This is a genomic window from Nocardioides sp., assembly GCF_030150155.1.
Taxonomy (GTDB): Bacteria; Actinomycetota; Actinomycetes; order Propionibacteriales; family Nocardioidaceae; genus Nocardioides.
In genome coordinates, this window is record NZ_JASLGR010000061.1 from 100,116 (window position 1) to 121,562 (window position 21,447).

Annotated in this window: 22 protein-coding genes; 16 read left to right on the plus strand and 6 right to left on the minus strand. The window is 70.0% G+C overall.

Translation table 11 applies throughout. The features are described from left to right. The first annotated feature begins 117 nt into the window (after window positions 1–117). The 5 genes from Q1V88_RS19175 (at window position 118) to Q1V88_RS19195 (ending at window position 6,306) form a co-directional block, all read left to right on the plus strand. The gene (locus tag Q1V88_RS19175; RefSeq protein WP_300683531.1) at window positions 118–1,308 is read left to right on the plus strand and encodes a sugar ABC transporter substrate-binding protein; all 1,191 of its coding nucleotides are present in this window, start codon (window positions 118–120) and stop codon (window positions 1,306–1,308) included. Further along, window positions 1,309–2,853 (plus strand): sugar ABC transporter ATP-binding protein, encoded by a 1,545-nt coding sequence (locus Q1V88_RS19180; protein ID WP_300683534.1) that lies wholly within the window; start codon window positions 1,309–1,311, stop codon window positions 2,851–2,853. It begins immediately after the preceding gene. Window positions 2,854–2,864: 11 nt separating this feature from the next. Further along, on the plus strand, window positions 2,865–3,983 hold the full coding sequence (locus tag Q1V88_RS19185) for an ABC transporter permease (RefSeq protein WP_300683537.1): 1,119 nt from the start codon (window positions 2,865–2,867) through the stop codon (window positions 3,981–3,983). A 92-nt stretch (window positions 3,984–4,075) separates the two neighbouring features. Continuing rightward, window positions 4,076–4,993, plus strand: coding sequence for an SMP-30/gluconolactonase/LRE family protein (locus Q1V88_RS19190; protein ID WP_300683540.1), 918 nt, complete (start codon window positions 4,076–4,078; stop codon window positions 4,991–4,993). Beyond that, window positions 4,990–6,306 (plus strand): MmgE/PrpD family protein, encoded by a 1,317-nt coding sequence (locus tag Q1V88_RS19195; protein ID WP_300683543.1) that lies wholly within the window; start codon window positions 4,990–4,992, stop codon window positions 6,304–6,306. The genes Q1V88_RS19190 and Q1V88_RS19195 overlap by 4 nt, the downstream gene beginning before the upstream one ends. 170 nt (window positions 6,307–6,476) lie before the next feature. Here the strand turns inward: Q1V88_RS19195 and Q1V88_RS19200 are convergent, their stop codons facing one another. From Q1V88_RS19200 to Q1V88_RS19225, 6 genes are read right to left on the minus strand one after another with little or no spacing between them, the layout of a single operon-like run. Beyond that, window positions 6,477–7,340: a fumarylacetoacetate hydrolase family protein gene (locus Q1V88_RS19200; protein ID WP_300683546.1), complete on the minus strand. Its 864-nt coding sequence runs from the start codon at window positions 7,338–7,340 to the stop codon at window positions 6,477–6,479. Between the two features lie 8 nt (window positions 7,341–7,348). Beyond that, the gene (locus Q1V88_RS19205) at window positions 7,349–8,224 is read right to left on the minus strand and encodes an alpha/beta hydrolase (RefSeq protein ID WP_300683548.1); all 876 of its coding nucleotides are present in this window, start codon (window positions 8,222–8,224) and stop codon (window positions 7,349–7,351) included. Then, window positions 8,221–9,420 (minus strand): acyl-CoA dehydrogenase, encoded by a 1,200-nt coding sequence (locus tag Q1V88_RS19210; RefSeq protein ID WP_300683550.1) that lies wholly within the window; start codon window positions 9,418–9,420, stop codon window positions 8,221–8,223. Before Q1V88_RS19210 ends, Q1V88_RS19205 begins: the two co-directional genes overlap by 4 nt. After that, window positions 9,420–10,286, minus strand: coding sequence for an alpha/beta hydrolase (locus tag Q1V88_RS19215; RefSeq protein ID WP_300683553.1), 867 nt, complete (start codon window positions 10,284–10,286; stop codon window positions 9,420–9,422). The genes Q1V88_RS19210 and Q1V88_RS19215 overlap by 1 nt, the downstream gene beginning before the upstream one ends. Further along, entirely contained in the window at window positions 10,283–11,200 is a 918-nt protein-coding gene (locus Q1V88_RS19220; protein ID WP_300683554.1) for a VOC family protein, read from the minus strand. Before Q1V88_RS19220 ends, Q1V88_RS19215 begins: the two co-directional genes overlap by 4 nt. Beyond that, complete coding sequence (locus Q1V88_RS19225) at window positions 11,197–12,372, minus strand: acyl-CoA dehydrogenase family protein (protein WP_300683556.1); 1,176 nt, start codon at window positions 12,370–12,372, stop codon at window positions 11,197–11,199. The genes Q1V88_RS19220 and Q1V88_RS19225 overlap by 4 nt, the downstream gene beginning before the upstream one ends. A gap of 344 nt (window positions 12,373–12,716) precedes the next feature. On the opposite strand from Q1V88_RS19225, the gene Q1V88_RS19230 reads away from it, so the two are divergent. From Q1V88_RS19230 to Q1V88_RS19280, 11 genes are all read left to right on the plus strand, one after another. Further along, the gene (locus Q1V88_RS19230; RefSeq protein ID WP_300683558.1) at window positions 12,717–13,703 is read left to right on the plus strand and encodes an isocitrate lyase/PEP mutase family protein; all 987 of its coding nucleotides are present in this window, start codon (window positions 12,717–12,719) and stop codon (window positions 13,701–13,703) included. After that, complete coding sequence (locus tag Q1V88_RS19235) at window positions 13,703–15,136, plus strand: FAD-dependent oxidoreductase (protein ID WP_300683560.1); 1,434 nt, start codon at window positions 13,703–13,705, stop codon at window positions 15,134–15,136. Before Q1V88_RS19230 ends, Q1V88_RS19235 begins: the two co-directional genes overlap by 1 nt. Continuing rightward, window positions 15,130–15,939: an SDR family oxidoreductase gene (locus Q1V88_RS19240; RefSeq protein WP_300683561.1), complete on the plus strand. Its 810-nt coding sequence runs from the start codon at window positions 15,130–15,132 to the stop codon at window positions 15,937–15,939. The genes Q1V88_RS19235 and Q1V88_RS19240 overlap by 7 nt, the downstream gene beginning before the upstream one ends. Before the next feature lie 69 nt (window positions 15,940–16,008). Continuing rightward, window positions 16,009–16,602 carry an isochorismatase family cysteine hydrolase gene (locus Q1V88_RS19245; RefSeq protein ID WP_300683564.1) on the plus strand — a complete coding sequence of 198 codons (594 nt, stop codon included), beginning with the start codon at window positions 16,009–16,011 and terminating at the stop codon, window positions 16,600–16,602. A 31-nt stretch (window positions 16,603–16,633) separates the two neighbouring features. Next, window positions 16,634–18,097: an FAD-dependent oxidoreductase gene (locus Q1V88_RS19250; protein ID WP_300683567.1), complete on the plus strand. Its 1,464-nt coding sequence runs from the start codon at window positions 16,634–16,636 to the stop codon at window positions 18,095–18,097. Next, a complete protein-coding gene (locus Q1V88_RS19255) occupies window positions 18,097–18,900 on the plus strand; it encodes an aspartate/glutamate racemase family protein (RefSeq protein WP_300683569.1) in 804 nt (267 codons plus the stop codon). Before Q1V88_RS19250 ends, Q1V88_RS19255 begins: the two co-directional genes overlap by 1 nt. Then, complete coding sequence (locus Q1V88_RS19260) at window positions 18,897–20,255, plus strand: FAD-binding protein (protein ID WP_300683572.1); 1,359 nt, start codon at window positions 18,897–18,899, stop codon at window positions 20,253–20,255. The genes Q1V88_RS19255 and Q1V88_RS19260 overlap by 4 nt, the downstream gene beginning before the upstream one ends. Before the next feature lie 52 nt (window positions 20,256–20,307). Next, window positions 20,308–20,550, plus strand: coding sequence for a hypothetical protein (locus Q1V88_RS19265; RefSeq protein ID WP_300683574.1), 243 nt, complete (start codon window positions 20,308–20,310; stop codon window positions 20,548–20,550). Further along, window positions 20,547–20,849 carry a hypothetical protein gene (locus tag Q1V88_RS19270; protein WP_300683576.1) on the plus strand — a complete coding sequence of 101 codons (303 nt, stop codon included), beginning with the start codon at window positions 20,547–20,549 and terminating at the stop codon, window positions 20,847–20,849. The genes Q1V88_RS19265 and Q1V88_RS19270 overlap by 4 nt, the downstream gene beginning before the upstream one ends. A gap of 66 nt (window positions 20,850–20,915) precedes the next feature. Further along, window positions 20,916–21,167 carry a type II toxin-antitoxin system prevent-host-death family antitoxin gene (locus Q1V88_RS19275; RefSeq protein ID WP_300683579.1) on the plus strand — a complete coding sequence of 84 codons (252 nt, stop codon included), beginning with the start codon at window positions 20,916–20,918 and terminating at the stop codon, window positions 21,165–21,167. A gap of 8 nt (window positions 21,168–21,175) precedes the next feature. Then, entirely contained in the window at window positions 21,176–21,436 is a 261-nt protein-coding gene (locus Q1V88_RS19280; protein ID WP_300683582.1) for a Txe/YoeB family addiction module toxin, read from the plus strand. Window positions 21,437–21,447 lie beyond the last annotated feature (11 nt).

Below are 21,447 nucleotides of genomic sequence, written 5' to 3' on the forward strand. Positions count from 1 at the left end.
TCTCTGTAGTGACTGTTCCAGGCACTGTAGTGACCGATACGGATCGTTCGGGAGATCAGCACCCCCTGTCAACACCTCATCTGCTCGCCAGAGCTTCAAGGCCAGAGGAAACAGAACATGTTCACTTCGCTTCGCACGAGTCCCCTGAGGTTCGCCCCCATCGCGGTCTCCGTGATCGGCGCCCTCACGCTGTCCGCCTGCGGCAGCTCGTCTGACGCCACCAGCACTCCCGCCTCGGACGGTGCCAGCACCAGCGCGAGCAGCAGCGCCGGCGTCACCCACGCCAAGGAGCAGATCGAGAAGTACGCCGCTCCCCGCGAGCACTACGGCACGGTGCCCGCGATCTCCAGCGTCCCCAACCTCCAGGGCAAGACCGTCTGGTACGTCCCGATCGGCACCTCGGTTCCGGTGCTCCAGGCGATGGGCCAGGGCATCACCGAGGCCTTCAAGGCGCTTGGCGCCAGCGTCCACATGTGTGACGGCAAGTTCACCCCGACCACGGTCGCCAGCTGCATGGAGTCGGCCGCGAACCAGAAGGCCGACGCCGTCATCACCGGCTTCGTGGACTACGAGGCGGTTCCCTCGGCGTTCCAGAGCCTCGCCTCCCAGGGCATCCCGACCCTGGCCGCCGGCGTCGCCCAGCCGAAGGGTGTGCAGTCGAGCAAGACCCTCGGCTTCTTCGACCCCTCGGCCCTCACCCACATCGCCTACCAGCTGATGGCCGACGCCGTCATCGCCGACAGCAACGGCTCCGCCAATGTGATCCAGGTCGGCCTGACCGACTCCAGCACCACCAAGGGCAACACCCAGGCTGCCGCCGACGAGCTCAAGCAGTACTGCCCCTCGTGCAAGGTCACGACCGTCGAGACCACCACCGCCGACGCCTCGAACCTCGGCTCCCTGGTCAGCGCGAAGCTCTCGGCCAACCCGAAGACGAACTACCTGATCCTCCCGCAGGACTCGTTCTTCCAGGCCGCCCTCCCCGGCCTCCAGAGCGCCGGCTTCACGGACAAGGTCAAGGTCGTCACCGCGTCCGGCAGCCCCGCCGGTCTCCAGGCCGTCAAGGCCGGCCAGATCGCGTACAACATCGGCCAGGGTGCCATCGAGCAGGGCTGGGCGATGGCCGACGGCGCTGTCCGTCTGCTCTCCGGCGTCGAGGTCGTGCCCGAGGTCGACGGCCCGGTCCGGGTCTTCACCAAGGCCAACGTCGGCGACCTCGACATCAGCGACGCCAACTACAACAGCTCCGTCTGGTACGGCGGCGACGCCTGGAAGCAGGACTTCCTCACCGCCTGGGGAGTCAAGTAAATGGCACTCCCGGCCGCCCCGCGACTCCAGGTCGCGAACATCAGCAAGACCTTCGGACCCACCCGCGTCCTGACCGACGCGAACCTCGTGGTGCGGCCGGGAGAGCTTCACGCCCTGCTGGGCCAGAACGGCTCCGGCAAGTCCACGCTGGTCAAGATCCTCACCGGCTACCACGCCCCTGACGCGGGCGGCACGATCACCATCGACGGCCAGGACCTGCGCCTGCCCGTCGCCTGGGACGACGCCCACGCCGCGGGCGTGGCGGTCGTCCACCAGGACTTCGGCCTGCTCGACCACCTCAGCGTCGCCGAGAACATCGGCGTCGGAGGCTTCGAGCGGACCCGCTACCTGCGCCGCGTCGACTGGCGCGCCCAGCGCCGGGTCGCGGCCCGGGTCCTCGGCGACCTGCAGCTCGACATCTCCCCCACCACCCTGGTCGGCGAGCTGAGCGCCTCGCACCGCGCCGGCGTCGCGATCGCCCGCGCGATGCGCGACCTCGTCCCCGGCGAGGGCCTCGTCATCCTCGACGAGTCGACCCGCTCCCTGGGCCGCGAGGAGCTGGCCCAGTTCCACGCCATGCTCAAGCGGATCCGGTCCACCGGCACGGCAATGCTGCTGGTCAGCCACAGCCTCGATGAGGTGCTGCACCACACCGACAACGTCACGGTGCTGCGCGACGGCCACGTCGTCGGCGCCGGGCTCCCGACCGCCGAGCAGTCGGAGCAGTCCATCGCCCGGATCATGCTGGGCAAGGAGGTGGACAGCATCGAGGCCCGGCCGAGCGCGGAGGCGACGTACGCCGCCCAGGTGAGCATCACCGGACTGCGCGGCCCCGGGGCCGACGGCCTCGACCTCCGGATCGGAGCCGGCGAGGTGGTCGGCCTGACCGGGATGCCGGGCAGCGGCTTCGAGTCGCTGCCGTACCTGATCGCCGGCGCCACCCCCGCGTCCGCGGGTCGGCTGACGATCGGCGCCCAGGTCGTGGACCTGGCCAAGGCCACCGTCGACGCAGCGATCCGCGCCGGGGTGGTGCTCATCCCCGAGCGCCGCGACCGTGACGGGCTGGCGATGAGCCTCAGCGTCCGCGACAACATCAGCCTCCCGACCCTGCGCACGCACGGCAAGCGGTTCTGGGTCGGCAAGGAGTGGCAGGACAAGCAGACCTCGGAGGCGATCCGCACCCTCGGGATCCGCCCCAACGCCCCGAGCCGCCTGATCTCGGAGCTGTCGGGCGGCAACCAGCAGAAGGTGCTGCTGGCCAAGTGGATGTCGGTCGGACCGACGCTGATGATCATGCACGAGCCGACGCAGGCGGTCGACGTCGGCGCCCGCTCCGACATCCTCAACGCCGTGCACCGCGCGGCCGCCTCGGGCGTCTCGGTGCTGCTGGTCAGCGTCGAGTCCGCCGATCTCGCCGCCGCCTGCGACCGCGTCCTCGTCTACGAGGGACCCGACCGGCTCCGCGAGATCCGCTCCGACGACCCCGACGTCATCCTCGACGCCGTCTACGCCGCGGCCTCGGCCTCTTCCCCCTCCGCCTCCTGAAAGGCAGGACCATGAACTCCGATCACACCCACGACACGGGCCTCCTCTCCGAGGGCTCGCACGCCGACGGCCCCGAGCACCAGTACGCCACCCCGGCCGCCGACGCTGCGCTGGCGACCAACGAGGTCTTCCACCCGAGCGCGACCGATCTCGAGGAGCCCGCGCCCGTCGACCGCTGGGCCTGGGCCCGGTCACTGCCCAGCAAGTACGCCCTGGTCCTGGTCTGGGCCGTGATGGCGGTGGTCTACCTGATCGCCATGCCCGACACCTTCGGGCAGACCACCACGATCCAGTCGATCTTCGGCTCCCAGCAGCTGCTCGTCTTCCTGGCGATGGCCACGCTGACCACCCTGATCGTCGGCGAGTTCGACCTCTCGGTGGCCTCGGTGATGGGTCTGGGCGCCACGATCGTCCCGGTGCTCAACGGCCAGCACGGGGTCAACATCTGGCTCGCCTGCCTGATCGCCGTCGCCGCCACCACCGCGTGTGGGGCGGTCAACGCCTTCTTCATCATCAAGCTCAACGTCCCGTCCCTGGTGGTGACCCTCGGTAGCGGAACCCTGTTCATCGGCTTCGCGAAGTACCTGGTCGGCACCGGTGCGGCCTCGATCATCCCGAACGACACCTTCCGCAACCTGACCGTCTACCGGATCGCGGGCCTGCCGGTCAGCTTCTGGTACGGCCTGCTCCTGGTCGGCGCCTTCGCCTACATCTGCTCGTGCACCCCCCTGGGTCGCCACCTGATGTTCGTCGGCGCCAACCGCGAGGTCGCCCGCCTGGCCGGGATCAAGGTCAACCGGATCCGGGCCGGCTCCTACATCGTGGCCGGCTTCCTCGCCGGTCTGGCCGGCATCGTGCTGATCTCCTCGGTCGGCGGCTTCGACCCGACCAGCGCAGCGACGTACCTGCTGCCGACGCTGGCCGCGGTCTTCCTCAGCACCGCCGTCGTCCAGCCGGGCCAGTTCAACGCGATCGGCACGATCATCGGCATCTACTTCCTGGAGACCGGCATCTTCGGTCTGCAGCTGGCCGGTCTGACCGGCTGGATCCAGGACGTCTTCTACGGCGGCGGCCTGGTCTTCGCCGTCGCCCTGGCCACCGTGGTGCGTCAACGCGCCAAGAGCGCCTGACCGTCCTCCCCCTTCGAAGGCCCCGTGCTCCGTCAGGACACGGGGCCTTCGTCATCCACTCCCCCCACCCGTTCACGCCCGAAAGCGAGCAGATGAGCCTCACCATCGACCAGATCCCCGGCATCGCCACCATCGTCGGAGAAGGACCGTGCTGGGACGTACGCCGGCAGGCGTTGTGGTTCATCGACCTGCTCGGGCAGGAGGTACACCGGCTCGACGCCCAGGACCAGGTGACCTCGTGGCAGGTGCCGGAGTCACCGGCGGCCGTGATGCCCGCTGCCGATGGCCGGATCGTGGTCGTGGTGGACCGCGGCGTACGGCTCCTCGACCCGAGCAGCGGCGAGTTCAGCGCGCTGACCGAGCTCGAGCTGCCCGCCGGGGCCCGGTTCTCCGAGGGCAAGGTCGACCGGGCGGGGCGCCTGGTCGCCGTCGGCGGTGACGCAGGCTTCCGGGACCCGATCGGATCAGTGGTGCGCTGGAACGCTCCGGGCGAGCCCACCACCCTGGCCTCCGGCTTCACCCTCGGCAACGGCCCCGCGTGGAGCCGCGACGGTTCGGTCTTCTACGTCGCCGACAGCCTCGTCGACACGATCTGGCGGTACGCCGACACCGGCGGCGCCCTGCATGACCGGACGGCGTTCTTCTCCTCCGCGACTGAGCCCGGCTTCCCCGACGGTGCCACGGTCGACGCCGAGGACCACCTCTGGGTCGTGCTGCACCACTCCCCCTTCATCGTGCGACTGCGCCCGGACGGGACCGAGGACCGCCGCATCGAGATGCCGACCGACCAGATCTCCTCGCTCGCCTTCGGCGGGTCCGATCTGACCGACCTCTACGTCACCTCGATCGACCCCGCCCGACTGCCGATGCTGCCCGGGATGGAGGCCCACCGCCCCGAGGTCGAAGAGGCCCCCGGCGGCGGGCTCTATCGGGTGCGGGGCCTCGGCGTCCGCGGGGTTGCCGAGGCCCCGGTCCGGGTCGGCATCGGGGCGCCGGAGGTGCCGGCATGACCCACACCGAGGTCAGTGCCGAGGCCGCCCTGGCCGCGCTGATCGCAGCGCCGCCGACCTGGTCCGAGGCCACCCTGGAGGCGGGCCGCCGTGCGCTTGCCGACACCCTCGCCGGCGGGATCGGTGGCCTGTGGGAGCCGCAGACCGAGATCGCTCGCGCCGCCGTCGTACCGTCCTCGCCGGGAGCGCTGGCGTATCTGGGTGGCGTGGCCTGTCACGCCCTGGACTGGGACGACTACATGCATCCGCTGCACGGCCACGGTTCGTCGGTGCTGCTCCCGGCAGCCTGGTCGTTGCTGGCGGGCACCGGCTCGGGAGCCGATCTGCTCGACGCCTATCTGGTGGGCTACCAGGTGACGTACGCGATCGGGCTGGTCACCTCCCACCAGCACTACCACCACGGCTGGCACGCCACCTCGACCGTCGGCGCGGTCGGGGCCGCCGCGGCCGCCGCGCGAGCCCTGCACCTGGACGCCGCACAGGCGGGACATGCCCTCGGCATCGCCGCGTCGGCGGCGGCGGGACTGCGCGCCAACTTCGGCACGTCGACCAAGGCCCTGCACGCCGGGCAGGCAGCACGCGCCGGGGTGGAGGCGGCCCTGATGGCCCAGGCCGGAGCCACCTCGTCGAGCACCTGGCTCTCGGGCCGATTCGGCCTGGCCGCCGTGCTCTCGGCCGAGGTGGCCGGCTCCGAGGCCGCCTCCGTCGTCGGGACGTTCCTGGCCAGCGGGGTCCACGGCCTGGAGACCGCCTGGGGTCTGGCCCAGAAGCCGTACGCCTGCTGCGGCACCTGCCACGCCGGCCTCGATGCCGTGATCGCCCTGGTCACCGAGCATGACCTGCACCCCGATCAGATCACCGCGATCGAGCTGCACGTCGACCCGGTGGTCCCCACCGTGATGTCCGAGCCCTTCCCCGGCGACGGCTTTCAGGCGCGCTACTGCCTGCCGTGGGTGGTTGCCGCCGCAGCACACGACCGCACCCTGGGTCCGGCCCAGCTCTCGACCGAAGCGCTCGCCTCAGACCCCATCCGTGCCCTGATGGCCCAGGTCTCGATCATCGGCGACCTGGAGACCACCGACGCCGACCGCTACGCCGGCCGCGCCGTGATCCACACCGCCACCGACCGGTTCGAGCGCACCGTCCGACACGCCCAGGGGCACCCAGCCAACCCGATGTCAGCCGCGGCGTTGCGCGCCAAGCAGACCCAGGCACTGACGTACGCCGGCCACGGTGACCGGCTTGAGGAGATGCTCGACTTCCTCGCCGCCCTCTCCACCCTGGAGACCCTGCCGTTGCACTGGACGAGGTGACCGTCTGCCTGACAAAGGGCGTGATTGGTTGTCCCCACTACATCCCCCACGCCTCTCAATGAAGCGCACTTGGGGGATCTTTCTTTTCCGCGACCGCGCCCCGCACCCGGCTCAATGACGACAGCCCGCCGCGCCACAGAGGCACGACGGGCTGTCAGAGAGTGAGGGGATCAGCGGAAGGTGTGCTCCAACTCGCCCAGACCCTCGACCCAGGTCCGGAGGGTCTCCCCGGACTTGAGGTAGCGCGGCGGCTCCATGCCGAAGCCGACACCGTCCGGCGTACCGGTGAAGATGACGTCTCCGGGCTGGAGCGTGATGACCTCGGCCAGCTTCGCGATCGTGGCGGGGATCGAGAAGATCAGCTTGGAGGTGTGGCCGTCCTGGACGGTCTCGCCGTCGATGGAGCAGCCCAGAGCGAGGTTGTCCTTGTCGAAGCCGTTCGCCTCGAGCTCGTCCAGGGTGACCAGCCACGGGCCGATCGGGGCGAACTTCGGGTAGGACTTCGCGAACCCGAACTGCGGCGGGGCGACCCGGAACTGCAGCGCCCGCTCGGAGATGTCCTGGCCGACGGAGAGACCCGCGACGTAGTCCCAGGCGTCCTCGGCGGAGATCTTGTGGGCCGGCTTGGAGATCACCGCGACCACCTCGACCTCCCAGTCGGTGTTGCCACCGGGCGGCAGGTCGATCTCGCCGGTCGGACCGGTGAGCGAGGAGGAGAACTTGGTGAACACCGGCGGCAGGTCGGTCGGGATCGCCAGACCGGTCTCCTCGGCGTGCTCGACGTAGTTCAGGCCGATCGCGACGATCTGGGACGGCTTCGGCGACGGCGAGCCGAGCTGGTCGCGGTCGATGGTGACGTCAGCGGTCAGCGACGCCGCATCGGCGCTGCCGGCCCAGGCGACGAACTCGTCCCAGCGGTCGTAGATGCCCTGCAGGTCGGGTCCGAACGTCCCCGCCGAGGCGGTGGCGATGTCCGCGCCCTTCTCGTCGTCGAGGACGAGGACGGCACGGCCGTCGAGGTTGGCGATGCGCATGTGGCTCCTTAGAGGTGGCCATCGAGCAGCCCCAGCAGGAGCGTCTCGAAGGTCTCCGGGTGCTCGATCTGGGTCCAGTGACCACACTGACCGAGCACGTAGAGGTTGGCGTTGGGCAGGTGCGAGGCGAAGTACTTGCTGGCCTCGACGGGGATGATCTGGTCGTCGCGGCCGTGCACGCACAGCACCTCGTGGGGCAGTGTGGCCAGCTCCTCGGGAGAGAAGAAGCGACGCGTGCCATTCGGGTCGAACGACGCCTCGTGGGAGCGTCGGACGTCCTCACGGGTGACGTAGGACATCCGCTCGGCGACCACCCGGTCGACGGTGCCCTGGAGCGGCTCGATGTCGTAGACGAAGGCCGAGAGCAGCCCCTCCAGCGACTCCGCGCTCGGGTCGGCGTAGAACTCACGCAGGTGCGACAGGCCGGGGCTGACCGGCATGTTCGGCGCACCGCCCGAGCCCATCAGCAGGATCTTGCCGACCAGCTCGGGGCGGGCCAGCGTCATCAGGAGCGCGAGCTGACCACCCATCGAGTTGCCCACCAGGTGGACCTTGGTCAGGCCGAGTACGTCGACCAGCGCGAGCAGCGCCTCGGCGCGGAGCTCGTTGTTCGGACCCATCCCCCGGGGCGGGTCGAGCGGGTGGGTGGAGTCCCCGAACCCGATCTGGTCGGGTGCCAGGCACCAGTACCGGTCACCGAGGTCCTCGATGATCCGCGACCAGTTCGACAGGCCGGTGGCACCGGGGCCGGAGCCGTGCAGGAAGAGGATCGCCTCCTGACTCCGGGCGCCGGTCTCGTGCAGCCGGAAGGTCAGGTCGCCGTCGCCCGTGGTGACCGTGACGTCGGTCGACGTGATCGGGGAGGTCGTGGCGGAAGCGCTCACAGGTGCACCGCCTCGAGCTTCTCGGCACCGAGGTGACGGCCACCCCACGCCTTGGCGAGCACGTCGTCGAAGAGGAACGCGTGGCTGCTGGCGGCCATCACGTCCTGGAACTTCGACTGCAGCGGGTGGTCGATGAAGGCCGAGCGACCCGAGGAGACCCGCATCAGCGACTGCACCGCGTCGACGGCGACGTTCGCGGCCTTGGCCACGTCCCAGCGCCAGAACGCACGCTGCTCGGGCGTGGGCAGCTCGCCACGCTCGGCGTACTCCATCAGCTCGGCGCCGGTGCGCTTGATCTTGAGGATCGCGGCGTCGATCTTCCAGGCCGCCTCGGCGAGGTGGTTCTGGACCAGGTGCTCCTCACGGAGCATGACGCCGTAGTTGGTCCGACGCGTCCGGGTCTCGGCGACCCACTGGTCGTAGAAGCCGAGCGCGGCGCCGACGGCACCGGCGGCGATGATCAGGTTGAACACGACCGCCCACGGGGTGCGGTAGAGCGCGCCGTCGTTCTTGGCCTGGCCGGGCAGCGGCGTGCCCAGACCGTGGGTGTAGAAGAGGTGCGACTGGGCACGGTGCTCGGGGACGAAGGTGCCCTCGACCACGATGTCGTTGGAGCCGGTGCCGCCGAGGCCGGCCACGTTCCAGGCCTGCTCGATGCGGTACTGGTCGGCGTCGAGGATGACCGAGACGAAGTCGGGGTACTCGGTGCCGTTGATCTCACGCGTCCCGGCGATGCCGCCCAGGATCACGCCGTCGGCGACGCCGGAGCCCGAGGAGAACGACCAGCGTCCGGAGACCTGGAAGCCGCCCTCGACCTTCTCGATCGTGCCGGTCGGCGTGTACGACGACGCGACGCGGCGTGCCGGGTCGGCACCCCAGATCTCCTCCTGGGCCTGCTCGTCGAAGAGCGCGATCTGCCAGGGGTGGACCCCGACGACGGAGGCGACCCAGCCGGCCGACGCGGAGTGGCGGCCGATCTCGATGATGGCCTCGGCGTACTCGTCCAGGCCGACCTCCCCGCCGCCCCAGCGGGCGGGCTGGAGGGCCCGGAAGATGCCGGTCGACTCCAGCGCGGCGAGCGCCTCGTCGGTCAGCCGGCCCTGGGCGCAGCTCTCGGCGTCGGCGGCGGCCAGGGTCGCGCCGGCGGCGCGGACCTTCTCGACCAGGCCGCTGCGGCCCGTCACTGTGGTGCTCATCAGAGCCTCCCGTTCGCAAAGTCACGCAGGATCGCGGAGAACCGCTCGGCCTGCTCGATCTGGGTCCAGTGACCGCACTTGTTCATCACGTAGAGGTCGGCCTGCGGCAGGTGCTCGGACAGGTAGTAGCTCGACTCGATCGGCACGACGATGTCGTTGCGACCGTGGATGACCAGCGCCGGGACGTCCATCTTGCCCAGTTCCTCGGGCGTGTAGGTGAGGAACTCGGGCTGGAACATGGCGCGGTGCCCGGCTTCGATGTGCGGGCGGCGGACGATGTCCATCCGCTCGGCGGCGACGTCGTCGACCTTGTCACCGAAGGTGGCCTTGTCGTAGACGAACTCGATCAGGAGCTCGGCCATCGCCTCGACGGTGGGGTTGTCGAAGTAGGTGACCAGCTTGATCATGGCCTCGCCGAGCGGGAGGTCGGGCATGCCGCCCGAGCCCATCAGCACCAGGCCCTCGACCAGGTTCGGGCGCAGCTGCGTCATCCGCAGGGAGTACATCCCGCCCATCGAGTTGCCGACGAGGGTGACCTTCTCCACGCCGAGGGTGTCGAGCAGCGCGAAGAGCGCGTCGATCCGGACCTCGGCCTGGTTCTTGAAGCCCTGGGGCTGCGGGTCGGGGTACGACGAGTCGCCGAAGCCCAGCACGTCGGGAGCGATGCAGTAGAACTCGTCACCGAGGGTCTCCATCACCGCCTTCCAGTTCGAGGACGCGGTGACACCGGGGCCGGAGCCGTGCAGCATCAGCAGGGCCTTCTTCGACGGGTCGCCGGCGAAGTTCACCCGCAGGTGCTGGCCGTTGCCGATCTCGACGTCACGGGTGGTGACCTCGGCCAGCGGCGCGATGGCGGTGGCGGTCACTGGGCGTCTCCTTCGAGCATCCGGAAGATTCCGGGAGGGCCGTCGATGTAGGCCTGGGAACGGTGGTGGCCCCAGATCGACGGGACGTCGTGGTAGCCGGCGACCCAGGTCAGGTCGTCGACGGCGATGCCGCCGTGGCCGTACTCGATCTGCAGGCTGGAGGGAGTCTGCACGTAGATCGAGGTCATCAGGTCGTTGGAGTGACGGCCCAGGGAGAGCAGGATCTCGCGCTCGGGGTCCTCGGTGAACAGGTCGATCCCGGAGCCGACGTCGTCGAAGTTCTCCAGCTCGAGCATCAGGTGGTTGATCCCGGTCATGCCCGGGATCTCCGCGACGGCGAGCGAGTGGTGGCGGCCGTTGCAGTGGTAGAAACGCAGGTTGAAGATGTCGCTCTTGACCTTGTCCGAGAGCCGGAAGCCCAGCGTCTTGGCGAAGAAGTCGTCGGCCTGCTCCAGGTTCGGGACGATCAGGACGACGTGGCCCAGACCGAGGTCGCCGGTGACGAAGCGGCCGCGCATCTCACGACCCGGGAAGAACGAGTTCGGGTTGGAGTACTGGCCCCAGATCAACTCGTGGCGGTTGCCGAACGGGTCGTTGAACCAGTACAGCTCGGCGACGCGGCGCTCCTTGAGCTCCTCCTCGGTGCCCTCGGTGAGCTCGATCCCCTTGCCCCGCAGGTCGGCGACGTACGAACGCAGCTCGGTCTCGTTGTGGCAGGCCCAGCCGACGTAGCGCAGCTCGTCGGTCTCGGCAGGGTGGATCGCGATCCGGTAGCCCATGTCGTCGACCTTGATCCGAACCGCGCCGTCGGGGCCGTCCTCGGCGATCGAGGCGCCGAGCAGGCGGGTGGCGTAGTCGCGCCACTCCTCGGACTTCGGGGAACCGATGCCCAGGTAGGCGAGTTGGGTGATCACAGCATGACCTCCGGTGCAGAAGAGTTGAGAAGGGAAGCGCCGTAGTACTGGCCGACGGCGTCGGAGACGAGGAACGCGTGCCCGAGCTCGGCGATGACGTCCTGGTAGAGGCGGTGGAGCGGGTGGTCGACGAAGACGGTGCGGCCCGAGGAGACCCGCATCAGCTCGTTGATCGCGAAGCCGACGTTCTGGCAGCCCTTGGTGATGTTCCAGCGCATCCGGGCCCGCTCCTTGCGGTCCAGGAAGACGCCGTCCTCAGCGGCCTGGGTGATCGTGTCGATGGCGTCGTACATCTTGAGAACGGCGGCCTCATGGGTCCACTCGGCCTCGGCCAGGTGCATCTGCATCAGGGCGTCGTCGGCGTACGAGCCGCCCCAGTTGGCCTTGCGCACGGCGCAGTCGGCGGTCCACTCGTCGAGGAAGCGACGGCTCAGGCCGAGCATCGGGGCGACCAGGACGAGGTTGAACATCACGGCCCACGGCAGCTTGTAGAGGGCGCCGGTGTTCTCGGCCAGGCCGGGCGCGGGGCGCTCGGGGTTGTACTCGTACAACGGGCTGGACAGGAAGCGGCGCTCGGGGATGAACGCGCCCTCGACGACGATGTCCTTCGAGCCGGTGCCGCGCGAGCCGCGGACGTTCCAGGTGTCCTCGATGACGTACTGGTCGCGGTAGAGCAGCGCGGAGCCGTAGTTGGGCACCTCGACGCCGGGGGCGACCTCGACCTTGCCGGCGAAGCCGCCGAGGATCACGCCCTGGGCGTGGTCGCAGCCCGAGGAGAACGACCAGCGGCCCGAGACCTGGTAGCCACCCTCGACGGGCTCGATCTTGCCGGTCGGGGCGTAGGAGGAGGAGGCGTTCCAGTCCGGGTTGTCGGCCCAGATCTCGGCCTGCGTCTCCTCAGGGAAGAGCGAGAGCTGCCACGGGTGCGAGCCGACCACGCCGGAGACCCAGCCGGCCGACGGGGCGATCCGGCCCAGCTCGTAGACGCTGGCCAGGTGCTCGCGCAGGCTGAGCTCCAGGCCACCCCAGCGCTTGGGCAGCAGACCGCGCATGAGGCCGGATTCCTGCATGTACTTGTAGGCCTTGTCGGTCAGCGAGCGCTGCTCGGCCGACAGGTCCTCCTCGACCCGGAGGTCGGGTTCGAGGCGACGGAGCTCGTCCAAGACGGTCATCAGGCGTCAGTCCTTCGGAAGTGCGTGAAGTAGGGAACACAGAGACGCCGGCGAGTGCCGGAAGATGTGACCCGGGTCTCTGTAACGGCCACTACGGAGACAGTAGAGTGATCACTACAGGGAACGCAAGGGGCTCTGCCGTTTTTTTGTGACCGCAGCCACATCTCGACGACGACGACCTCGTGCGCAGGCGCCCGGCCCGGTAACTGCTGGCGAAACCGGGCGGGATGGCCGCCCAGGAGAGCGTTGACCAGCAGTTAACCCCGAAGGATGGTTGCGCAATCGCGGTGACCGCTGTCACAGTAGCGCCTGTAGTGATCACTACACGGATGAGGAGTCACCCCATGAATCCCCCTTGGGACGCACACGTCACGACCGCACTCACCGGCGTCGGACCGGGTCCCACCGCACACCACAAGCGCCTCGCTCTCCGGGCCGCCCTGGCCGCCACGGCGCCGAGCCCCGAGAACCCCGCGGTGGCGCCGATGATCCTTCCCGGAGCCACCGACGCCCTCGGCGCGCGCCTGATCGAGCAGGCCGGCTTCGCCGCCGCGTACGCCACCGGCGCCGGACTGGCCAACGCCGTCTACGGCCTGCCCGACATCGGCCTGCTCTCCCAGACCGAGGTCGCCGAGCACGCCGCCCGCCTGGTCGACGCCCTGACCATCCCGCTGATCACCGACGCCGACACCGGCTACGGCGGCCCGCTCGCCACGATGCGCACCGTCCGCCTGCTGGAGCGTGCCGGCGTCGCCGGGCTCCAGCTCGAGGACCAGGAGATGCCCAAGCGCTGCGGCCACTTCGACAGCCACACCCTGATCCCCGCGGCCCACATGCAGACCAAGATCGCCGCCGCCTGCGACGCCCGCGAGGACGACGACCTGGTGATCATCGCCCGGACCGACGCGCGATCGGCGTACGGCATCGAGGAGGCGATCAGCCGTGGCCGTGCCTATGTCGAGGCCGGCGCCGACGTGCTCTTCATCGAGGCGCCGCGCACCGTCGACGAGCTGCGCCTGGTCGGCGCCGAGCTGGCCGGCACTCCCTTGATCGTCAACGTCGTCGAGGGCGGCAAGACCCCCGAGCTGACCCTGGCCGAGTACGCCGACCTCGGCTTCGGCGTGATCCTGTTCGCCAACTACCTGATGCGCTCGATGCACGCCGCCGGCCGCGACGCCCTGGCGCACCTGCGCGAGCACGGCGAGACCGGCTCGCGTGCCGGAGCGATGGCGAGCTGGTCGGAGCGCCAGGGCCTCTTCCACCTGCCCGAGTTCTCCACCGCCGAGGCCCTGCTCGACCGCGGCTACGACGAGCTGCAGGGGCTGCGCTGATGGCCGCCACCACCGCCGCGGCCATCCCCGGCCTGCCGGTCGAGACCGAGCTGCCCGACCAGGTCGGCGTGCTGGTCCTCGGTGCCGGGCTCGCCGGCTGCGCGGCCCTGCTCGCCGCCGCCGAGGCCGGTCAGTACGCGTTCGGAATCGAGAAGACCGACGCGATCGGCGGCTCGACGGTGAAGTCCGCGGGCCTGTCGGCCTTCGCCGGCACCGACGAGCAGGCCGCCCAGGGCATCGACGACTCCGTCGACCTGCTCCGCGCCGACCTGCTCGAGGTCGGCAAGCACCGCAACGACCCGGCCCTGGTCGACCTCTACTGCGCGCACCAGCTCGAGACCTACCGCTGGCTGAAGTCGCACGGCATCGAGTACGGCGAGATCCATGCCGCCTCGGGCCAGTCAGCGCCCCGCTCCCACCCCACCGACACCACCGGGATGCTGGTCCACCTGCTCAAGGCGGCCGGCAAGCTCGGTGCGCGGATCCGCTTCGAGACGCCCGCCACCCGGCTGCTGCACGACGGCACCCGGGTCACCGGCGTGGAGGTCCGCACCGCCGACGGCGCGACCCACCAGATCCTCGCCGACGCGGTCGTGCTCGCCACCGGCGGCTTCTCGATGTCGCCGGAGATGCTGGAGACCTTCGCGCCCCAGATGGAGCACGCCCTGCGGCAGGGTGGCGTCGGGAACACCGGCGACGGCCTCAAGATGGGCATGGCGCTCGGCGCCGGCCTGCGGGACACGCCGTACATCAAGGGCACCTACGGGCACTACTACACCGAGCACCCCGACGAGGACGGCACCGGCATCCTGGCCGTCTACAAGGGCGCGATCGCGGTCAACCGCGACGGCCGGCGGTTCGTCGACGAGTCGAAGAACTACAAGGAGATCGGCGACGCCGCCCTGGTCCAGCCCGACGTCACCACCTGGCAGATCTTCGACGCCGCCACGATGGCGCTGTCCAACGACGAGGTGCCGATCTACGAGTTCGCCGGTCGGCTGCGCGCCGGTCTGCTGATCGAGGCCGACACCATCGCCGACCTGGAGACCAAGGTCGGGCTGCCCAGCGGCTCCCTGGTCGCCACCGTCGACGCGTACAACTCCGCGATCGCCGAGGGCACCCCCGACCCGCTCGGCCGGGTACACCTGTCCGGCGGCGTCGGCGAGCGCCGCCCGATCGCGACCGGGCCGTTCTACGCCCACGCGTCGGGCACGGTCGTGCTGGCGACGTACTGCGGACTGACCGTCGACACCGACCTGCGCGTCCTGGACTGGTGGGGCGCGCCCATCGAGCGGCTCTACGCCGCTGGCGAGATGATCGGCGGCCTGCACGGCGCCGGCTACATGACCGGAACGTCGATCGGCAAGGCGGGCATCTTCGGCCGCCTCGCCGGTACCCACGCTGCAGCTGAGGAGAGTGACCTCGAATGGTGAGCCCCTTCTACCTGGGAGACCGCAAGGCCCTGGTGATCGGCGCAGGCGCCGGTGGACTCGGTGCCGGTGCGGCGATCGCGCTGGCCGAGCACGGTGCCGACGTGGCGCTGTGCGACCTGCCCGGTCGCCGTGAGGACCTGGTCTCCACCGCCGCCTCGGTGCGTGCGGCCGGCCGTGAGGTCTCCACCCACGACATCGACGTCACCAACGAGACCTCGGTCCGGTCCGCCTTCGCCGCCGCCCAGGCCGTGCACGGCCGGATCGACATCGTGCTCAACTGCGCGGGCACCATGCTGCGCAAGGAGTACGACCAGACCTCGGTCGAGGAGTTCGAGCGCGTCCTGCGGATCAACCTCACCGGCTCCTGGCTGGTCGCCCGCGAGGCCGGCAAGCTGATGAGCGCCCAGGTGCCGGTCGCCGACGGCTCCACCACCCCGGTCCGTGGCCGGATCATCAACCTGACCACGGTGTACGCCGAGCGCGTCGGCCCCGTGCCGGAGACGGCGTACTACGCCTCGAAGGCAGGCGTCACCAACGTCACCCGCGGCATGGCCCAGGAGCTCGGCCCGCTCGGGATCACCGTCAACTGCCTGGCGCCGGGCGTCTTCTTCCCGACCGGGATGACCGCGGCGCTGGCCGAGTCGCCCGAGCGCCTGCAGTGGTTCTCCGGCCGCACCATGCTCGGTCGCCTCGGCAAGCCCGGCGTCGACTTCAACGGCCCGGTGCTCTTCCTGGCCTCCCCCGCCTCGTCCTACGTCACCGGTCAGGTGCTGTACGTCGACGGCGGCTGGTCGGCCTGGTGACTGGTTCGACCCGCACCTGCCCTCTCTCCACTCCCCGCTCCCTGCTCTCACTGAACTGAAGGAATCACCATGTCTGCCGTGCACACCAAGAAGGCCCTGCTCATGCTCGACTACCAGGTCGGCCTGTGCGAGGAGGGTCCCCACCTCAAGGCTCCGCCGCTCCAGGCCCAGATCGCCGAGCGTGGCGTGATCGCCACCGCCGCCTCCGTGCTGGCCGCTGCCCGCGCCGCCGGGACCCTGGTCGTCCACGTGCGCCTCGCGTTCGACCCGTCGTACAAGCTCCGCACCAACCGGCTGCCGCGGTTCGACCCCTACGAGAACAACCGGGTCATGCTGGCCGACTCCCCCGAGGCGCAGATCATCGACGCGCTCGCCCCGATCGAGGGCGAGCCGGTCGTCGACAAGGGCTGCGTCAACCCGTTCATCGGCACCGCGCTGCGCGACATGCTCGCCGCCGAGGGTGTCACCGAGGTCGTCCTCGGTGGTGTCGCCACCAACCTGGTGCTGGAGTCGGCCGCGCGCCACGCCTCGGACTCCGGCCTGCAGGTGACCGTCGTCGAGGACATGTGCGCCTCGTTCTCCCCCGAGATGCACGACTTCGCGTGTCAGAAGGTGCTGCCGCTCTTCGGCGCCATCACGTCGGCCGCCGACCTCACCTTCTGATCCGCGCCGAGCGCAACCGAGAGGACACGCCATGACTGAACAGACCCACTCGTACGACGTCGTCGTGGTCGGCGGCGGCATCGCCGGCCTGTCGGCCGCCGTCTCGGCCGCCGAGGCCGGCGCCCGGGTCGCGATCCTGGAGCGCGCGACCGAGGCCGAGACCGGCGGCAACACCCGCTACACGGAGGCGTTCTTGCGGATGGCCTCGCTCGACGAGGTCGCCGAGGGCTTCGAGGAGATCCTGGTCGACGACTTCATGGGTCACCCGGACCCGTCGGTCGTGCGCGACGCGGCCCTGATGCCCGACCGGCAGGGGCCGCTCTACCGCGCCACCCACACGGTCAACCCCGACTACGTCGCGGCGCTGGCCGAGAACGCTCCCCTGGCGCTGCAGTGGCTGGCCGGTCACGGCGTGACGTTCGACTTCATGCCGACCCCGTTCCTGACCCAGTCGACCACCCGGATGGCTCCGGTCGGCGGCGGTCTGGCGCTGGTGGAGACGATGGGCAAGAAGGCCCGTGAGCTCGGCGTGGAGTTCCACTTCGAGACCACCGCCCGCCGGCTGACGTTCTCCACCGCGGGGATCAACGGCGTCTTCGCCCACACCTCGTCGGGCCCGGCCGTCTTCGAGGGCACCGTCGTGCTCGCCTCGGGCGGCTACCAGGGCAACTTCGAGATGATGGCGCGCTATCACGGCGCGCACGCGCTCACCGCGCGGCCGGTCGCCAAGGGCGGCAACTACAACAAGGGCGAGGGCCTGGAGATGGCGCTCGCGCTCGGTGCCGCCACCGCCGGCAACTTCTCCCTCTTCCACGCCGAGCCGGTCGACCCGCGCTCGGGTGAGCCGGAGGCGGCGATCTTCTGCTTCCCCTACGGCATCCTGGTCAACCGCGAGGGCCAGCGCTTCGTCGACGAGGCCCGCGGCACCATCGACGCCTGGTACGAGCGAACCACCCGCGTGATCCAGGCCCAGACCGAGGGCATCGCCTGGGTGATCCTGGACCAGAAGGGCCTGGCCGTGCCGAACATCATGGCCGGCGTCCGCACCGACATCGCCCCGATCACCAGCGCGACCATCGGGGCCCTGGCGGCGAAGCTGGAGATCCCGGCCGACGCGCTGGAGGCCACGGTGGCGGCGTACAACGCGGCCTGCCCGGCGGGCGAGGGGTTCGACCCGCTCACCCCCGACGGTCTGGCCACCTCCGGCCTGAGCCCGGCGAAGTCGAACTGGTCCACCCCGATCGCGGAGGGTCCGTTCACGGCGTACCCGATCATGGCGGCCAACGTCTTCACCTTCGGTGGCCTCAAGACCACGCCCGAGGCCGAGGTCGTCGACCGCGACGGCAACCCGATCACCGGCCTGTACGCCGCCGGCGAGCTGACCGGGCTGTACTACTCGAACTACACCGGGTCGACCTCGGTCCTGCGGAGCGCGACGTTCGGTCGGATCGCCGGGGCCGAGGCAGCCAAGCTGCGGGTGGCGGTGAACGCCTGATGCGGATCTGGCACCAGTCCTTCACGGTGCTGGACGATGTCCCGCACTACCGCGACGCGCTGGCGCGGCACCTGACCTCGCAGGCGCAGCCGGGCACCACGATCGACCTGCACGGGATGAAGCCGGGCACGTACCCGTCGGACTACCCGGGCACGCACATCGGCTACGCCTACCTCGCGGGGCTGCACAGGGAGCAGTTCATCGAGGGTGCGCTGCGGGCTCAGGACGAGGGGTATGACGCGTACCTGATCGCGACGATTCCCGACACGGCGTACGAGGAGGTCCGGACGGTCGTCGACATCCCGGTCGTCACGTTCGGCCAGACCTCGGTGCTGGCAGCCGCGGCGCTGGGCGACTGCGTCGGGATCGTGAACTTCATCGCGGCCCTGGAGCCCCAGTTGCGGCGCAACATGCGTAACTACCGGCTCGACTCGCTGGTGGGTCCGATCGTCCAGGTGGAGGCGGCGTTCCACGACGTGATGGCGGCGTACGCCTCCCCGGAGGGGCTGATCGCCGCCTTCGAGGCCGCTGCTCGCACGGCCATCGCGGCGGGGGCGAACGTGATCGTGCCCGGCGAGGGTCCGCTCAACGTCTTCCTCGCCGACCAGGGCATCTCCCGGGTCGACGACGTTCCGGTGCTCGACTCGCTGGGCACCCTGGTCCGGATGGCCGAACTGCGGGCCGCGCAGTATCGCGCGACAGGGTTGAAGCCGTCGCGGGTCGGGTTCTACGGCGCTCAGCCCGAGCGCGGTCTGCTTGACGCGGCGCGGTCGTTCTACGGCGTCGACAAGGCGCTGTCGTGACGCAGCACCTCGACTGGGATTCTGAGGTCGATGTGGTCGTGGTCGGCGGTGGCGCGGCCGGTCTGATGACCGCGCTGCGGGCCGCCGCCAACCCCGACCTCGTCGTCGCGGTCTTCGAGAAGTCCACCCAGGGGGGCTGCAACGCCGCGATCTCGTCGGGCTCGCTGGCCGCCGGAGGCACCCGCTTCCAGGCCGCCGCCGGGATCGTCGACTCGCCCGCCCAGCACGCGGCCGACATCATCGCCGCCAACGGCGATGAGGGCTGGCGCCCCGTCATCGAGGCGCTCTGCGAGGTCGCCCCCGCCCTGGTGGAGTGGGTCGCCGATTCGGGCTACCCGATCGAGATCGGCACCGACATGCCCCGAGCGGGGATGTCGGTGCCGCGCCTGCACACCGACGTCGGCCGCCTCGGCGGCGGACGGCTGATGCGGCACCTGCGGGACCTGGCCGAGGCGTGCGACAACATCGCGTTCGTGGACGAGGCCCCCGTGGTCGAGTTGGTCACGGCCTCCTCGACGCACGGCAGCACCGGTGTGGCCGGGGTCGTGGTGGAGCAGAACGGCACGCGTCAACGGGTCGGTGCGTCGGCCGTCGTACTGGCGTCGGACGGGTTCGCGAACTCGCCGACCCTCGTCGCCGAGCACCTCGCGCACCTCGGGGCGCCGTTCTACGGTGGGGTGTCGACCTCGACCGGGGACGCGCTCACCATGACCGCGGCGGCCGGGCTCGACGTCGCGCTGCGCAACATGGGCGCCGGGCTGCGCTCGGGGCTCGTGGTCGTGGACTACGGCACCCGGGTCTCCCCCGCACTGCCGTTCAACGGCGCGGTCCTGGTCAACACCGACGGGCAGCGGTTCGTCGACGAGGAGTCGAAGGGCTACTCCTCGATGGCCGGCGTGCTCCAGGGCCAGCCCGGCGAGCGCGCCACGATGATCTGGGACGAGACCGCGATGGCCGCGACCCGGGAGTCGGAGATGATGCGTGAGTGCGACGCCGCCGGTGCGTTCCGGCACGCCGCCACGCTGGCCGACCTCGCCACGGCGTTGGGTCTGCCCCTCGACGACGTGGCCACGGCCCTGGCTCCCCGGGACGGCCGGCGCGCCCTGGAGGCACCGTTCCACTACGCGACGGTGACCCACGGCCTGCTCACCACCCAGGGCGGCCTCGTGATCGACACCGCCGGCCGAGTGCTGACGTCGTCCGGAACCCCTGTTCCGGGCCTGTACGCCGGCGGCGGTGCTGCCTGTGGCCTGGCCGGCTCCCACTCCGACGGCTACATGTCCGGCAACGGGCTGCTGAGCGCGTTCGGGATGGGCTGGATCGTGGGCAACGCCTTGGCGGCTGCGGGCGTCTGAGGCACGACGGCGACCACGGATCGACTGTTAGCACTCGTGTTAACGCCGATCCATGGTCGCCGTCCACATTCGCAACGTCCCGGAGGAGACCGTCGCTCGACTCAAGGCGCGCGCGGCGAGCAACGGCCGCTCCTACGAGGCCGAGCTGCGGATCGTGCTCGATGAGGCAGCGCTGGCTCCGGCCGCGCGGCAGCGGCGACAGATCGCCTGGCCCCCACCCCCGCCGGTGAGTGTCACGATCGAGGATCGCCACGAGCTGTACTACCCCGACGACGAGAACCATCTGCTCCGGTGATCGCACACCGCGTCGAACGAGCACTGGTCGACACCGACGTGATCGTGACGGCCTACGACCCTGCGCGCGCCGGACATCATCAGGCGCGCGCACTCCTGGAGAGCGACCCCCGCGACCTGATCGTCGCCACCCAGAGCTTCCGCGAGTTCGTCGACACCGGACTGGCTAGCAGCCAGCCGATCCACGACGCGCACCTGGTGGCGGTCGCCCTCGAACACCGGGCCAACGCGATCATCACGTCGAACGTCCGCCACTTCGAGCGTTTCAACGCCATGATCCGGGTCGAATCACTCCGGTGACGGCGTACGCCGGCCCTCGCCGCAGTGGTACGCTATCTGGTACCAGCAAGCACGAGGAGTGACGCTATGGCCATTACCGCAACAGAGGCGCGACGCAGCCTCTTCCCCCTCGTACAGCAGGTCAACGACGACCGCACCGCTATCGAGATCACCTCGAAGAACGGCAACGCCGTCTTGATGTCAGCCGACGAGTACTCCGCATGGCAGGAGACGGCCTACCTCTTCCGCTCGCCAGCCAACGCGCGCCGCTTGCTGGAGGCCATCGAGGATGCCGAGCGAGGCGATGTCGTCACCCACCCGCTCGCAGACGTTGACTAGCCACGAACGTGGCACGGATTCTTGCGTGGACGCCGGGCGGCTGGGACGACTACGTTCATTCGCAACAGGCGGACCGAACGCTGGGCAAACGGATCAACCGACTTCTCACCGACGTTCTTCGCGACCCGTTCGAAGGCATCGGGAAGCCTGAGCCACTGAAGTACGGCGCGCCGAACGCCTGGTCACGACGCATCACCGAGGAGCACCGACTGGTGTACCTCGTCCACGACGACCAGATCGTCGTCCTCCAGGCGCGCTACCACTACTGACAGCTACCAGC

What these genes read in the sequence shown, in the direction of transcription:
- Q1V88_RS19175 (WP_300683531.1), top strand. Translation starts at nt 118, where the DNA reads ATGTTCACTTCGCTTCGCACGAGTCCCCTGAGGTTCGCCCCCATCGCG.
- Q1V88_RS19180 (WP_300683534.1), top strand. Translation starts at nt 1,309, where the DNA reads ATGGCACTCCCGGCCGCCCCGCGACTCCAGGTCGCGAACATCAGCAAG.
- Q1V88_RS19185 (WP_300683537.1), top strand. Translation starts at nt 2,865, where the DNA reads ATGAACTCCGATCACACCCACGACACGGGCCTCCTCTCCGAGGGCTCG.
- Q1V88_RS19190 (WP_300683540.1), top strand. Translation starts at nt 4,076, where the DNA reads ATGAGCCTCACCATCGACCAGATCCCCGGCATCGCCACCATCGTCGGA.
- Q1V88_RS19195 (WP_300683543.1), top strand. Translation starts at nt 4,990, where the DNA reads ATGACCCACACCGAGGTCAGTGCCGAGGCCGCCCTGGCCGCGCTGATC.
- Q1V88_RS19200 (WP_300683546.1), bottom strand. Translation starts at nt 7,340, where the DNA reads ATGCGCATCGCCAACCTCGACGGCCGTGCCGTCCTCGTCCTCGACGAC.
- Q1V88_RS19210 (WP_300683550.1), bottom strand. Translation starts at nt 9,420, where the DNA reads ATGAGCACCACAGTGACGGGCCGCAGCGGCCTGGTCGAGAAGGTCCGC.
- Q1V88_RS19225 (WP_300683556.1), bottom strand. Translation starts at nt 12,372, where the DNA reads ATGACCGTCTTGGACGAGCTCCGTCGCCTCGAACCCGACCTCCGGGTC.
- Q1V88_RS19230 (WP_300683558.1), top strand. Translation starts at nt 12,717, where the DNA reads ATGAATCCCCCTTGGGACGCACACGTCACGACCGCACTCACCGGCGTC.
- Q1V88_RS19235 (WP_300683560.1), top strand. Translation starts at nt 13,703, where the DNA reads ATGGCCGCCACCACCGCCGCGGCCATCCCCGGCCTGCCGGTCGAGACC.
- Q1V88_RS19240 (WP_300683561.1), top strand. Translation starts at nt 15,130, where the DNA reads ATGGTGAGCCCCTTCTACCTGGGAGACCGCAAGGCCCTGGTGATCGGC.
- Q1V88_RS19245 (WP_300683564.1), top strand. Translation starts at nt 16,009, where the DNA reads ATGTCTGCCGTGCACACCAAGAAGGCCCTGCTCATGCTCGACTACCAG.
- Q1V88_RS19250 (WP_300683567.1), top strand. Translation starts at nt 16,634, where the DNA reads ATGACTGAACAGACCCACTCGTACGACGTCGTCGTGGTCGGCGGCGGC.
- Q1V88_RS19255 (WP_300683569.1), top strand. Translation starts at nt 18,097, where the DNA reads ATGCGGATCTGGCACCAGTCCTTCACGGTGCTGGACGATGTCCCGCAC.
- Q1V88_RS19265 (WP_300683574.1), top strand. Translation starts at nt 20,308, where the DNA reads ATGGTCGCCGTCCACATTCGCAACGTCCCGGAGGAGACCGTCGCTCGA.
- Q1V88_RS19275 (WP_300683579.1), top strand. Translation starts at nt 20,916, where the DNA reads ATGGCCATTACCGCAACAGAGGCGCGACGCAGCCTCTTCCCCCTCGTA.